This is a genomic window from Pyxidicoccus sp. M6, assembly GCF_055568925.1.
In genome coordinates, this window is record NZ_CM145714.1 from 4,120,679 (window position 1) to 4,134,653 (window position 13,975).

Genomic DNA, 13,975 nt, shown 5'->3' on the forward strand with positions numbered 1-13,975 from the left:
TGGGCACCTACATAGGAGGCGGCGCCGCCCGGAGCAACGCTCAATGCCCGCCCTTCTTTCCCGGGTGAGCGGCCTGTCCGCATTCCCACCGTGGAGACGGCGCTCTAAGATGCCCGCCGCTTCGAGACTGGAAACCACCCCATGCCTCCTCGTCCTCCTCCCTCTTCCCGCGCTGGCACCGGCCGTTCCGGTAGTGGCTCGGGGGCCAACTCCGGCCGTGGCCGGCCTGCCCGCGGTACGTCCTCGTCCGAGGACGAGGACTTCTCCGCGCCATTGTCCAGTGAGGAGAGCTACCCGGAGGACGGGCCACCCAACCCGGAGCTGTACGGCGACGCCAGCGGCTCGCGCCGCGACGAGACGCGCGTGGCCTCCGTGCGGGACTTCGAGGAGGAGGAAGGCTCCGCGCGCGAGCAGGACGACGACAACCCGGACGCCACGCGCGCCGGCCCGCCGGTGCAGATGCTGGTGCTGGACGGCCCGGACCGGGGCCGCAAGAAGCGCTTCCAGAGCGTGCGGATGGTCGTCGGCCGCGGCAAGGACTGCGACTTCGTGCTGGAGGACCAGTCCATCTCCCGCCGCCACCTGGAGCTGGTGTACGGCGAGGGCGGCGTGGTGATGCGTGATCTGGGCAGCGTCTCCGGCACCCGGGTCAACGACGAGCGCGTGGACGAGTGCGTGCTGAAGCACGGCGACGAGCTTCAGGTGGGCAAGACGCGCCTGCGCTTCGTGGACGAAGCGGAGCAGATAAAAGAGATGCGCGCCCAGGCCGAGGCCCGCGATGCCGAGGAGCAGCGCGAGCGCGAGGAGTCCGCCAAGGATGCGGCGGAGGCCCGGAAGAATGCCTCCTCCGCGCGCGGCCGCGACCTGGACCCGAGCGACCCTCGCCTCAACGAGGCCACCAACGCCAACTACAAGCTGGCGGACGTGCTCCGCGACGAGGGGAGGAACAAGGGCACTGCCGTGGTGTCCCGTCCCGTGCGGCCGCCCACGCGCAGCGGGGGCAGGACGGGCGGGGGGATGACGGGCAAGCAGAAGGCCCTCATCGGCCTGGCCGGCCTCGTCCTGGTGCTGCTGGTGGTGGGGCTCGTCTTCGCGAAGAAGCGGCCGCCGCCTCCGCCGCCGGTGGACCCGAACGCGGAGCGCGCGAAGGTGCTGATGCAGAAGGCGCGCGAGTCCGTGCGCGCGGAGGACTTCGCCAACGCGGTGCGGCTGGTGGAGGAGGCGGAGAAGCTGCTCCCCGGCGTGGACGAGGAGGGCCTGGCCCGCGCGGCGAAGAAGCAGCAGGACGTGCTGGACGCGCTGCAGGCGGTGCGGGAGCTCATCGACGAGAAGAAGTTCGACGAGGCGCGCGAGAAGCTGGCCAATGCGCCGGAGGGCACGGCGAAGACGGATGACGACCGCCGCAAGCTGGAGGCGGAGCTGGAGGAGAAGCACCTGGCCTTCCGCATCCAGCAGGTGGAGGAGGCGCTCGCCACGAGAGACCCGGAGGCGGTGCGCCCGCTGCTGGACGCGCTGCCCCCGGCGAACCGGCCCGCGTACGAGACGAAGCTGGCGGACCTGGAGGCGGAGCTGGCGAAGGATGCCGCCGACGACGCGCGCCGCAACCGCAACGCCCGGGAGCGCGCCGCGGCCAACGCCAAGGAGCAGCGCCGCCAGTTCATCGAGGAGGCCTTCGTGGACGTGGAGCGCCGCTTCAACGGCGGCGACTACCAGCGCGCGGTGCTGGAGTGCGACCGCGTGGTGGACAAGTACAAGGGCGACAAGGACGTCAAGGACCGCGCCACGGCGCTCAAGCGCCTCATTCCCCAGTTCGCCCGCGTCCTCGAAGAGGGGCAGCGGAAGATGGAGCAGAACGCCCTGGAGGCGGCGGCCAAGCCGCTGCGCCGGGCGGCGGAGCTGTACCGGCAGATTGGCTTCCGCGGCTCGCTGGGCAACACGCTCGACGAGCAGCTCGCGTCCTCGTCCGTGGCGGCGGGGCAGGCGGCCCTCAAGCGCGGGGAGCTCGCGGTGGCGGGCTCCAACTTCCGCGAGGCGATGCGCCTCAACCCCGGCGACGGCCGCGCGCGCGACGGGCTGGAGTCCCTGCAGAAGAAGGTGGAGGAGCTCTACCTCCAGGCCTATATCCAGCGCGACCGCGACCCGCAGGCCGCCGCGGAGAAGTTCAAGATCATCATCGAGACCGCCGCGGATGGTTCCGAAGTGAAGCGCAAGGCGGAGATGTACCTGAGCGAAGTGCAGCAGTGAGCCGCGGCGAGCAAACACCGAAAGTGCTGGGAGAGTAGGGATGAACGAGTCGTCGCTGCGTGAGCTCGGGATGGACCTCATCGAGGAGCGCCAGTTCGAGCGCGCGCTCGCCGTGTTCGCCGAGGCGGTGCGCCGCGTTCCGGCGGACCACCGCTCGCGGATGCTGGCGGCCCGGAGCCTGGCGGAGTTGGGTGAGCGCGAGCGCGCCGTCACCGCGTACCACGCGTGCGCGGAGGGGCTGCTGCGCCGTGACTACCTGCTGTCCGCGATGGCCGCGTGCAAGCAGGCGTTGGATTTGTCCCCGAACGAGCGCCGGCTGAAGGACACGCTCATCCGCGTGCACGCGCGCGCGGTGCGCAACGCGCCGGGCCGCGCCGCGGTGCCGCCGCCCCTGCCGCCGGAGACGCTCTACGACGGCAAGGTGGACACGGACCTGATGGGCCTGCAGGGCGAGGAGCTGTCCAACCGCGCGATTGAGGTGCTGGCCGCGCCGGACCCGGGTGGACAGGCGGACCCGAACAGCCGGCCGCCGCTGCCGTTGTTCGCGGAGCTGGACCGGGACGCCTTCCTGGACCTCGTGGGCCGCATGGCGTGGCGCCGGGTGAAGCCGGACGAGGTGGTGAGCCGCGAGGGCGAGACGACGGACCACCTCTACGTGCTCGTCGCGGGCAAGGCGGAGGTGACGCGGCAGATGGATGGCGAGGCGCGCACGCTGGGCTTCCTCGGCGGCGGCTCCATCTTCGGTGAGATTGCGCTGCTCACGGGCGCGCCCCCCACGGCGACGGTGACGTCGGTGGTGGACACGGAGGTGTTCGAGATTCGCCGCGAGCACCTCAACGCGGTGGCCAAGAACCACCCCGCGGTGCCGCAGGTGCTGGCGGACTTCGCGCAGCAGCGCATGGCGCGAAACCTCATGGCGACGTCGCCCATGTTCCAGACGCTGCCGGAGTCCGAGCGTGGCGCGCTGCTCCAGCGCTTCACCTTCCGGGCCCTGCAGGCGCGCGAGAAGGCGCTGGTGGAGGGCGAGCACTCCCCGGGCCTCTTCCTCGTGCTGGCGGGCGAGCTGGTGGTGCAGAAGGAGGACCCGGCGGGCGGGCTGGTGACGCTGGGCGTGCTGCGCGAGGGCGACGTGGCGGGGGAGATTTCCCTGCTGACGGGCCTGCGCGCGTCCGCCACGGTGGTGGCCACGCGCAAGACGGCGGCGGCCTTCCTGGAGCGCGCGGCCTTCCACGAGCTGGTGAAGAACTTCCCGCACATCCGCACGTACCTGGAGCAGCTCTCGGACCGGCGCCTGAAGCAGATTGGCGAGGCGCTGCGGCCGGCGGAAATCATCGACGCGGACGAGCTGGTGCTCGAGCCGGAGGCGGCCTGAGGCCGGCATGCTGACGTTGTCGCGCTCTCGCGTATTGGGGCTGGGGCTGGCGCTGCTGGTGGCGGGCGCGGTTCTGTATTTCTGGCCGCGCCCGGAGCCGGGCGTGCAGGAGGCCATCACCCGCAAGGTGGTGGAGATGACGCGCGCCGCCGAGGAGAAGGACGTGGGCGGGGTGATGGAGTCCGTCTCCGAGCGCTTCAAGAGCGACGGGGGCGGCTGGGGCAAGCAGGAGGTGCGCGGCGTGCTGACGGCGCAGGTGCTGCGCGGTCAGTGGGTCCGCGTCTTCATGACCAACCTGGAGGTCCAAGAGGTGTCGCCCACGCAGGGCGACTTCCAGGCGCGCTTCATCTTCGGCCGCTCGCAGGCGGAGCGGGTGCAGGACCTCGCCGCCTCCAGCGTGCTCAACGCGTACCTCATCGAGGGCACGTTCGAGAAGGAAGAGGACGGCGAGTGGCGCGTGGTGCGCGCGAAGTACCGCCCGCTGGACCCGACCGACCTGCTGTAGCGGCGCGCTACTGGAGCAGCACGCCCGTCTCGTTCACCCAGGCCTTGGCCATGTTGCCCTGGCCCGCGGCCTCCAGGCTCTTCTTGATGCCGTCGATGCGCGCGGACAGCTCCTCGCGCGGGGCGCCCTGCGTGCGGGCGCGCACGAGGCCGAAGTAGTAGTGCTGGCAGCCGGCGGCGTACTCGCTCTGGGCGAAGAGCAGGTCGCCCATGGCGGTGTACGCCTCCGCCAGGGTGCCCGAGCCGGAGTCCGGTGCCACCAGGGTGAGCAGCGCCTTCGCGCCCGCGTAGTCCTTGCGCGCGAGCAGCAGCGCGCCCTTGGCGTACTGGGCGCGTCCCAGCCCCACGCCACGCGCCGCGATGGCCTTGTCGTACGCGGTCAGCGCCTCGTCCTGGCGGCCCGCCGCCTCCAGCACGCCGCCGCGCGCCAGCCAGTAGCGGCCGTCCTGCTCCAGCAGGGCGACCTTCTTCCCGTCGGCGGACGCCACCTGCACGGGGCGGAAGGTGGCCTCGTATGCGTCCAGCAGCGCCAGCGCGCCCGCGCCGTCTCCGGCGCCTTGCAAGGCTCGCGCGCCGTCCAGGTAGAGCAGGGGGGCGTTGCGGCGCTTCGCCACGGCGGCCTCGAAGGCGGCGCGGGCTTCCGGGGCCTTCTTCACCGCCAGCGCGCGGGCGCGGGCGAAGAGGGCGTAGTGGTCATCCGGGGTGATTTTCAGCGCCTCGTCCGCGGCCTGCACGGCCTCGTCCGCCGCGCCGCGCGCCAGGGCCAGCTCGGCCTTCAGCGCGCCCACGCGGGACTTCACCACCGGCGTCAATTCCGCGTCGCGGGCCTGGAGGTCGGCCAGCGTCTTCTGCGCCGCCTCCAGCTTGCGGCCCTGGTACGCCTGCGCCAGCGCGAGCGACACGCGCGCCAGCAGGTGGTCCGGGCTGACGGTGGTGGCCTTGGAGAAGGCCTCCATCGCCGGGCCGTACTGGCCCTCGTCCAGCAGGGCCTCGCCCTGCGCGGTGGTGAAGCGCGGGTCCCGGTAGGCGACCTCGGCGGCGCGGGCGAAGGCCTGCCGGGCGCCGGGCAGGTCTCCACGGGCCTGGAGGGCCATGGCCATGGCCAGCGTCAGCTTCGGGCTGCTCGCGCCCTGCGTCTTGAGGTCCTCGAGGTACTTCTCCGCCTCCGCCGCCTTGCCCTCCGCGAGCAGGTGCAGCGCGCGCGTGCCGAAGCGCTCGCCGGAGCGCGAGTCCAGCGCCTCCGCGCGCGAGAGGAAGTCACGGGCCTGCGCGTCCGAGCCGGGCTGGTGGTGCTCCAGCCACAGCACCGTCTGGATGTCGGCGGCCAGGGCCTGCGCGTCGCGGTTCTTGTCATTGAGCTGGAAGACGGCGTCCAGCTCCTTCATGGCCTGCGCGAGGTCGGCCGGGTTGCCGCGCTGGGCGGCGGCGCGGGCCGCGCGCATGTGCTCCTCGGTCTCCTTCCGGACACCGCCCCGGTGGACGAAGTACACCACCGCACCCACCAGCAGCAGGGCGACGGCACCCACCTGAATCAGGGCGCTGGCAAAGCTCTCGCGCCGCTTCCAGTCCCCGCGTCCTTCCGTGCCCATGGACCTGCCTCCCCCGCTGGGAATGAGTGTTTCCGGACGGTTTGAGCCCTCTTGCCGAGTATAGGGGCCGCGCACAGATAGGAACGCCCCCTCCAGGTGTCAACGGCGCGGCCCGAGGGCTGAGCGCCAGCTGTCGACACGGAGCGTCTGCGTCCGGCGCCACTGGTGCATACTGGCCATCGGAGGTGCGCAATGGCGGTACACACGGCCCTGTCTCCCGAGGCGTTCGCCCGGGTCTCGGAGGCGTACGGGTTGGGGCAGGTGCGCGAGGTGACGCCCATTCCCCAGGGCTCCATCAACACCAACCACCGGCTGGAGACGGACACGGGGCGCTTCTTCATGCGCCACACCACCGTGCGCTCCGCGGAGGATTTGCGCTTCGAGTCCGCGCTGCTCACGCACCTGGCCGAGTACCACTTCCCCGGGCCGGTGCTGCTGAAGCCGCGCACCGGCGACACGCCCTTCCTGGAGCTGGAGGGCGGGCGCGTCAGCGTCTTCCGCTGGCTGCCCGGAGAGGAGCTGCGCCACCCGAACCTCACGCCCGACCACCTGGAGTCGCTGGGCACGGAGCTGGGGAAGATGCACCGGGACACGCAGTCCTTCTCCGGCTCGCGCGCCAACCCCTATGGGCCGGAGACGGTGCGCCAGTGGCTGGTGGGCCTGACGGGCCACCCGGACGCGGAACTGGCGTCCGTGGCGAAGGAGCTGGAGCGCTACCTGGACACGGCGGAGGCGGTGCGCCAGGGGCTGGAGCCCCGTGGCGTCATCCACGCGGACCTCTTCATGGACAACGTGAAGTGGCTGGGAGACCGCGTGGGCGCCTTCTTCGACTTCGAGATGGCGTGCCGCGAGGCGTACGGCCTGGACGTCGTCATCACGCTCAACGCGTGGTGCTTCGACAACGGCCAGTACCTGCCCGAGCTGTGCCGCGCCTTCATCCGCGGCTACCAGGACGTGCGGCCCCTGTCCGCCGTGGAGCGCGCCAACCTCTTCGGCCACGCGCTCTTCGGGGCGGTGCGCTTCACGTCCAGCCGCATCCGCGACTACCACCTGTCGCCGCTGCCGGCGGACAAGCTCACCAAGAAGGACTACCGCACGTACCTCAACCGGGCCCGGGCACTGTCCGCCATGGGGCCCGAGGGGCTCGCGCGGTTGCTGGGGCTGTGAGGCCGGGGGGCATGGAGCCAGGTGCCCCACGCCCCGCGCCGGTGCCTCAGATGCCGGAGACAATCTTCCAGGTGCCGTCCTTCTCGCGACGGAACACCATCTGCTCCAGCTCGGAGTCGCGCTGGGGCTTCGGGTTGAGGCCCGGCATGCGCCAGGTCGCCTTCCAGTAGTAGATGGCGGCGGCGAGGTTCTCGCTCACCTGCACGCGGCGCACATCCAGCTCCACCTTGGGCGACTGGAGCGCCTTGAAGAGGTTCTGCAGGTAGGGGGCAAGGTTGGCGGCGGTGAGGTCGTCCTCGGGGTCGGACGGGGTGCCCGCGTCCTCGCGGAAGTCGTTCGCGACGAGGGCCTGGATGGCCGCGGCGTCGCGGTTCTCCAGCGCGGAGCGGTACTTCTCCATCACCTCGAGGATGGCGCGCGTGTCGGACGTGTCCTCGATTTCGGTGCCGGGGATGCGCTTCGGAGCGCAGGCGGCCAGGAGGGACAGGACGCTGAGGGCGAGGAAGCGTTTGAGCATGACGGGGCCTTACGGGGACAACCAAGAGGAAGTCAACCCATTCCCAGGCCCCGCTCGGGGGCGGACTTTCGCGGTCCGCCCCGGCGGCCGGGCTAGGCCTTGCGGATGACCTCGGCGATGAACCGGTTCAGCACCGGCACCTCGTTGTCGAGAATCTTCAGGCCCTCGGACTGGATGACCTTCTCGCCAATCATCGCCAGGGGCTTCATGAGGAACGGCAGTTTGAGGGTGATTTCGCCATCCAGCGTGCGCTCCGTCTGACCGCCGCCCAAATCCCGCAGGCTCAGCTTGCCGGTGTTGACCAGCATCTTGGAGATGGTGTGCGACGTGGGCACGTTGGAGAAGGTCAGCTCCTTGCGGCGCTTGTCGTACGTGGACGTCTCGATGAAGGCGAAGTACTCGGGCGGCACCTGCTTGGGGCCGATGCTCTGGATGACGGGCCTGGGGCGGTAGCGCACGCGGCGCTTCACCAGGTCACCCTCCGTCTTCACCTCCAGCGGCTGCAGCTCCAGGAGCACGCCGTGGTTCTTCAGCAGGAAGTCGAAGTACCGCTCGTCGAGGAGCGCACGCTCCACCTCGTCCACCGTCCCCTGGATTCGCTGCCTCGTCTCGAACCGCATCCGCTCCTCCTTGGCTTTGGGCTGCTTTCGTCGTTGCTGTCGGGCCCTGCCTAGCGGAATCCCCGGCTAGCGGAAAGCCTGACGTGGCACGAGGGGGCCCCGGAAGGTCGTCTCCTCGAAATCACACCGCTCGCGCCACTCGTCGGCTGTGGCCTTGAAGGCGGCGCCGAAGTCCGGCAGGGCACCCACCTCGTGTCGCACCGCGCCGCAGTCCCCGGCCAGGTAGGCCGTCTCCACGCGAAGGCGCAGCGCCTCGCGGCGCAGGGCCTCGGGCAGCGCCTCGGCGGACAGGGCCCGCAGGAGCGGCTCCCCGGCCAGCGTGGGGGCCCCCACCTGGCTCAGCCGCCGCCCCAGCAGGTAGTTGAGGTACGCGTCACCGGGCAGCGCGATGAGGGCGCGGTTCAGCAGCAGGAGCCGCAGCTCCTCCTGCGTGGCGCGGAAGTAGGCGTCGATGGGGGCGCGGCGCCCGGGCGCGTCCGGGTCCAACGCGGCGAGCTTCACCTGCGCGGTGCGCGTCAGCTCCGGCCCCGCGTCCTTCGCCAGCACGGTGTCGAGGAAGCGGCGTGCGGCGTCCGGCTGCTCGCGACGCAGCTCGACGTCCGCGCGCGCCATGGCGACCTCGGCTGCCAGCACGGGCTGGCTCTTCACGCGCTCGGAGTCCGCGAGCGACGTCAACACGGCGGCCGCGTCGTCGTACCGCTCCATGACGGACAGCGCGGCGGCTTGGCCGATGCGGAACGAGGGCTCATCCGGCTGCAGGTCCGCGGCGCGGCGGTAGCGCTCCAGCGCGTCCTCCGGGTCGCTGGCGAGCGCATCGCGGGCGGACTCGGACAGGCGGGCCACCTCGCGCGCGCAGGCGCGGGTGAAGAGGCTGCCGGTGCGGAAGCGGGCGAAGGCGCGCGCCACCGCGGCGTCGTCCAGCGGCAGCGCGTCTACGTAGCGCTCCCACTCGGTGACGAGCTCGTCCAGCGGCCGGCCGTAGGCGTCCTGGAAGTCCCCGTGCGCGTACACGGCGCGCAGCTTGGGCGCGCCGTACGTCTCCGCGAGGTACAGCAGGAACGAGCCGGCCACGGTGTACGCGCGCGCGGGCGCGGACTGGTAGAAGCCCTCCGGCCCCATCAGCTTGCGCATGTCCGGGGCCAGCTTCTGCCGGCGCATGCCCGCGGCCCACTGGTGCAGCGTGAGGTCGCCCTGCACCGGACCGTCCGCCGCCACCGCGAGGCCTTCAATCAGCCCCATCAGCGGCCACACGCCCAGCCGGGTGGTGACGCGGAAGGGGCCGCCGCCCGCGGGGCCCGCCATGACGTGCGCCAATTCGTGGTGCAGCGTGGAGTGGGGGAAGGGCTTGTCCTGGATGTGCAGCGCGTGCAGCCACGGCTTGGCGAACTGGGTGCGGCCGGCGCCCACGAGCTGCTGCTTCTGCTTCTCGTCCTTGTAGAGCCAGATGTCGATGCGCTCCGTGGGCGCCACGCCGAGGAAGCGCTGCGTCTGCATCCACCGGAACTCCAGGTCGCGGACGAAGCGGTCCACGTCCTCGCGCGGCTTGCCCCGGTAGTAGTGCAGGCGGAAGTGCTCCGTCTCGCGCAGGCCGCCCAGCGTCTCCGCGAGGTGCGCGTCGTTCATCCGCAGGCCCAGTTCCGGCCCGCGCGACTCCAGGAAGGCGATGGCGGCCAGCGGCAGCACCAGCGGCACCAGGGCCCCCGGGCGCAGACCGGAGCGGCCCAGCCTTCCGGTGCCCTTGTCGAGCAGGCCGGCGGACAGGCCCACCAGCACCCAGGCCCACAGCAGCGTCTGCAGGCGGAACCAGCCCAGGGCGGGCGTCACCGCCAGGGCCTCGTCGTACAGCGGCCCCGGCATGTGTCCCAGGAAGTGGTTGAAGGCGAACACCTGGGGGCCGAGGACGATGGGCCATACCGTCGGCACGGCCGACACCAGCACCAGCAGCGCATACAGGCCCACCGCACCCCGGGGCCGCTTCGCCCTGAAGCCGCAGAAGACGCCCGCCGCCGACGCCAGCACGGCCGAGGGGAGGGTGAGCAGGGGATAGAAGCCCACCAATTCGAAGGGGTCGCACGCGGTGCGCAGCAGGGCGAAGAGGGTGGCCGCGAGGAAGGGAGGCACCAGCACGCCCACATTCAGGACGAGGGCGGCCCCCAGGGCGCGACCCACGGCGGTGCCGGGGGCCTCTTCACGCAGGGCGCCAGGGGGGCGGGGGTCCACCCCCAGGAGCAGGCGGCGCTCCTGGAAGGCGGCGGCGATGCCTGGTCCCCCTCCCAGCAGGCCGACGGCGATGGAGAGGGCCAGGCCCAGCTCGAAGCCGGGGACGCCGAAGAGAGGCACGAGGACGAGCGCCGAGCCACCTCCCGCCAGGACGAGGACGGTGGCCAGGACAGCCGGGCGGCGCAGGAGGCCCAGGGCACGGGTGAGGACTTGCCGCATGGCCTCCCCTATACTCCCGGCCAGCATGTCCGAACAGAAGACAGGTCCCGAGGCCCGCCAGCATGGGCGCGCGCCCATCGAGCTGAAGGTCGACTACAAGAAGCTCAACTCGTTCTTCGCGGACTACACGAAGAACATCAGCAAGGGCGGCACCTTCATCAAGACGAAGAAGCCGCTGCCCATCGGCACGCGCTTCCTCTTCAAGCTGACGGTGCCCCACCGCGACGCCCCCTTCGAATTGCTGGGCGAGGTGGTCTGGTCCAAGGCGGACGCGGAGGAGCCCGGCATGGGCATCCGCTTCATCTACAGCAGCGAGGGCCAGCGGGTGGAGTTCGAGACCATCGTCGAGCGCCTCATGTCCGACAGCCTCGGGCCCGAGCTGACGGAGAAGCTGCTCAACAAGCCGCTGCACCCGCACGCGTGAGGGCCCACGCCTTCATCCGGGGCGCCGCGCTGGCCGGGGCGCTGCTCGTCTCCGGCTGCCAGCAGGAGGCCCAGGGCAGCACGCCGCGGAAGGCGGCTCCCGCGAAGCCGCCGTCCAACGACGTCAGCGCGGAGGACTACCCCATGCAGCCGCTGCCCCGAGGGTATGTGCGGCTCAAGGACGCCTTCGGCGGCGTGCACCGCGTGGAGGTGGAGATTGCCGCCACCCCGGAGGCGCGCACCCGCGGCCTCATGTGGCGCAAGGAATTGGCGGACGGGAAGGGCATGCTCTTCCTCTTCCCCGAGGAGAACGTCCAGAGCTTCTGGATGCGCAACACGCTCATCCCCCTGGACATGTTGTTCATCACCACGGACCTGCGCGTGGCTGGAATCGTCTCTCGCGCGGAGCCGCGGACGCTGACGTCCCGCTCGGTGGGGCTGCCCAGCCAGTACGTGCTGGAGGTGCCCGGCGGCTGGACGGAGAAGGTCGGCGTGAAGAAGGGCAGCGCCGTGGAGTTCGAGGGCGTGTCCGGAGTGCGCATCGCCCCCTGAGCACCGCGCGTCACCGCCGCCGGCACGTGTCGCGAGCCCGTGACGCGGGGGCGCCGCCGTGATGAAGAAGTGACACTCTCTCCAATGGGTTGCCACACGGCCCTCGCAGGATGCGCCAGCGTTCGCGTGTCCTCGGGCCGCGAAACCACCTTGGAGGGTGTACTTCATGGCTTCTCGTCTGTTGGGGCTCGCCACCGGCGCGATGCTCCTGGGCAGCACCGTGGTTGTCGTCGGCTGTGAGGGGGAGCAGGGGCTCGATGGAGCCCAGGGCGCGGCCGGCCAGGACGGGCAGGACGGTGCCCCCGGGCAGGATGGCCAGGACGGGCAGCCCGGCTCGCAGGGCCCGCAGGGTCCCTCGGGCCCGGGCTCGAATGGCCAGCCCGGCCCCGGCGCCGTCACCCGCGCACCCGGCGTGGAGTCGGGCACGGCGCTGTCCTCGGTGATTGCAATCACGTTCCGCGGCGACCTGGGCACCGGCGCCACCAACCTGCCGGAGTACGTGAAGGCGCGCGTGGACCAGGTGGTGGCCGGGAAGATGCCGACGCCCATGGTCTTCCCGCTGCCGCCGGCCTCGACGGACACCGTGCGCACGGTGCCGGGCCTGTTCTCCACCACCGTCATCAAGTGGATGGACCCCATCGGCTTCGCGAAGACGAGCCCGCGCTTCGGCGGCAACGCGGACTACATCGCGTTCTTCGGTGACACCTGGTCCGCCAACGGCAACGCGCCCCAGTTCAACGGCAACGGCACGTCTGGCTGGATGTGGGTGAACCACGAGTACGTCTCCGGCTCGAGGCCGAGCACCGGCACCGCGCCCCTCGGCCAGCACCTGGACTTCGCGAAGTTCCTCCGCAACACGGGCGCGCTGTCCAACAACGTGACGGACGGCACCACGTGGCAGGCGGACCAGCTGATTGCGTACAACAAGGAGTGGAAGAAGCAGGTCGGCGGCTCGTGGATTCGCGTGGTGCAGGACCCGGCCACCGGCGAGTGGGCCGTGGACCGCAACGCGGCCAACGTCCGTTACGACGCCACCAGCGCCACGCTGGCGAAGGTGACGGGCGTGACGCTGTCCGCGACCGAGCGCGATGACAGCGGCGCCGCGCTGCCCGAGGGCGTGGTCCCCGGCACGCACTCCAACTGCTCGGGTGGCCAGACGCCGTGGGGCACCATCTTCATGGGCGAGGAGAACGTCCAGGGTGCCTACGGCGACCCGGAGATGGCCCTGTGGACCGACAGCCAGAACGTCTGGAACGAGAACGCCCCGGGCTTCGCCCCCGGCGCCCCGGTCTCGCCGAACTTCATGCCCTCCACGACGGGTGACTTCATCAGCCCCGACGTCAACTCCAGCCACAGGAGGGACGGCTACGGCTACCTGACGGAGGTGGACCCGGGCCAGCCCGCGAACCTCTGGTACGACAAGGACGCGACGAAGCCGGGCGCGGGCCACCGCAAGCTGGGCGCCATGGGCCGCGCGCACTGGGAGAACGCGGCCTTCGTGGTGGACGCCAACTGGAAGCTCCTCAACAACCAGCCCATCGTCATGTACGGCGGCGATGACCGCCGTGGCGGCCGCATCTACAAGTTCGTCTCCAGCGGCGTCTACACCGAGGGCATGACGAAGAAGCAGATCCGCGACCTGCTCAACGACGGCAAGCTGTACGCCGCGCACTTCGCGGGCCTGGACAACAGCACGGGTGACACGCTGGTGGGCGGCGCCATCCCCACCGAGCAGGCGCCCGGTCAGGGCCGCTGGGTGGAGCTGAGCGTGGACAGCCAGGACCTCGCGCCCAACGGCGCGGCCTATGGCCAGCCCACGCTGACGGTGGGTGCGGCGCTGCGCGACGCCAGCTACAACGCGGTGGGCGGCTTCACCAGCGACGACCAGGTGCGCAAGGTGCTCTTCACGGTCTCCAACAAGCTTGGCGTGATGGAGCTCAACCGCCCCGAGGACCTGGAGTGGAACCCGAAGGACCCGAGCGGCGCGCCGCTCCTGTACGTGGCCTTCACGGAGCACGGGCAGCCCACCTACCTGGACCAGCAGGGCCGCGTCGCCACCGCCGAGCGCAACTCGGAGGGGACGTGGGTGAAGAAGAGCCGTGGCGCCACGGACAACCGCAGCGGAGACCGCGTGGGCTCCATCTTCGGCATCCGCGAGTCCAACACCGCGGCGCCGGGCGGCTCGAAGACGTTCACCTATTTCCGCGTGTGGAAGGGCGAGACGGCGTCCCTCAGTGCGGCGCCGGAGTACTCGGCGGCCAAGCCGGACAACATCGCCATCGACCATGACGGCGGCGTGTGGTTCGGCACCGACGGCAACTTCGGCGTCAACAAGGTGGCTGACAGCGTCTACTACCTGGACCAGAGCCCGGCCCACCGCGGCAGCGAGTACTTCCGCCGCGCGTTCCGCGTGCTCTCCATGCCGAGCGACGCGGAGGCCACCGGCCCCGCCTTCAGCGCGGACATGAAGACCCTCTTCGTCAGCGTCCAGCACCCGGGCGAGGACAACTTCAGCGTCTGGCCGTAGCGAGCAGTCCCCGGGAGTGAG

The 13,975-nt window shown here is 71.1% G+C and carries 11 protein-coding genes; 7 read left to right on the forward strand and 4 right to left on the reverse strand.

The window, feature by feature from the left end:
- Nucleotides 1-141 precede the first annotated feature (141 nt).
- Genes ACVTJA_RS16430 through ACVTJA_RS16440 form a run of 3 tightly spaced genes read left to right on the forward strand, consistent with a single transcriptional unit; the run spans nucleotide 142 to nucleotide 4,121 of the window.
- Nucleotides 142-2,244, forward strand: a complete 2,103-nt coding sequence (locus tag ACVTJA_RS16430; protein WP_465837316.1) for an FHA domain-containing protein — start codon at nucleotides 142-144, stop codon at nucleotides 2,242-2,244.
- A 40-nt stretch (nucleotides 2,245-2,284) separates the two neighbouring features.
- A complete protein-coding gene (locus ACVTJA_RS16435) occupies nucleotides 2,285-3,616 on the forward strand; it encodes a cyclic nucleotide-binding domain-containing protein (RefSeq protein ID WP_465837317.1) in 1,332 nt (443 codons plus the stop codon).
- A 7-nt stretch (nucleotides 3,617-3,623) separates the two neighbouring features.
- Complete coding sequence (locus tag ACVTJA_RS16440; protein ID WP_465837318.1) at nucleotides 3,624-4,121, forward strand: hypothetical protein; 498 nt, start codon at nucleotides 3,624-3,626, stop codon at nucleotides 4,119-4,121.
- A 7-nt stretch (nucleotides 4,122-4,128) separates the two neighbouring features.
- Here ACVTJA_RS16440 and ACVTJA_RS16445 read toward each other — a convergent pair whose 3' ends face one another.
- Nucleotides 4,129-5,709, reverse strand: a complete 1,581-nt coding sequence (locus ACVTJA_RS16445) for a tetratricopeptide repeat protein (protein ID WP_465837319.1) — start codon at nucleotides 5,707-5,709, stop codon at nucleotides 4,129-4,131.
- 192 nt (nucleotides 5,710-5,901) lie between these two features.
- Between ACVTJA_RS16445 and ACVTJA_RS16450 the strand changes: the two genes are divergently transcribed.
- Complete coding sequence (locus ACVTJA_RS16450) at nucleotides 5,902-6,876, forward strand: homoserine kinase (RefSeq protein WP_465837320.1); 975 nt, start codon at nucleotides 5,902-5,904, stop codon at nucleotides 6,874-6,876.
- Nucleotides 6,877-6,922: 46 nt separating this feature from the next.
- On the opposite strand, the gene ACVTJA_RS16455 is transcribed toward ACVTJA_RS16450, so the two are convergent.
- The 3 genes from ACVTJA_RS16455 to ACVTJA_RS16465 all read right to left on the reverse strand — a co-directional run bounded on the left by ACVTJA_RS16455 (nucleotide 6,923) and on the right by ACVTJA_RS16465 (nucleotide 10,452).
- Entirely contained in the window at nucleotides 6,923-7,393 is a 471-nt protein-coding gene (locus ACVTJA_RS16455; RefSeq protein WP_465837321.1) for a YybH family protein, read from the reverse strand.
- Between the two features lie 92 nt (nucleotides 7,394-7,485).
- Nucleotides 7,486-8,013, reverse strand: a complete 528-nt coding sequence (locus tag ACVTJA_RS16460; protein WP_465837322.1) for an SRPBCC family protein — start codon at nucleotides 8,011-8,013, stop codon at nucleotides 7,486-7,488.
- 66 nt (nucleotides 8,014-8,079) lie between these two features.
- Nucleotides 8,080-10,452 (reverse strand): hypothetical protein, encoded by a 2,373-nt coding sequence (locus ACVTJA_RS16465; protein ID WP_465837323.1) that lies wholly within the window; start codon nucleotides 10,450-10,452, stop codon nucleotides 8,080-8,082.
- A gap of 25 nt (nucleotides 10,453-10,477) precedes the next feature.
- On the opposite strand from ACVTJA_RS16465, the gene ACVTJA_RS16470 reads away from it, so the two are divergent.
- From ACVTJA_RS16470 to ACVTJA_RS16480, 3 genes are all read left to right on the forward strand, one after another.
- Entirely contained in the window at nucleotides 10,478-10,876 is a 399-nt protein-coding gene (locus tag ACVTJA_RS16470; protein ID WP_206720196.1) for a TIGR02266 family protein, read from the forward strand.
- On the forward strand, nucleotides 10,873-11,427 hold the full coding sequence (locus ACVTJA_RS16475) for a DUF192 domain-containing protein (protein WP_465837324.1): 555 nt from the start codon (nucleotides 10,873-10,875) through the stop codon (nucleotides 11,425-11,427). The genes ACVTJA_RS16470 and ACVTJA_RS16475 overlap by 4 nt, the downstream gene beginning before the upstream one ends.
- A gap of 166 nt (nucleotides 11,428-11,593) precedes the next feature.
- Nucleotides 11,594-13,954 carry a PhoX family protein gene (locus tag ACVTJA_RS16480; RefSeq protein ID WP_465837325.1) on the forward strand — a complete coding sequence of 787 codons (2,361 nt, stop codon included), beginning with the start codon at nucleotides 11,594-11,596 and terminating at the stop codon, nucleotides 13,952-13,954.
- Nucleotides 13,955-13,975: the final 21 nt, after the last annotated feature.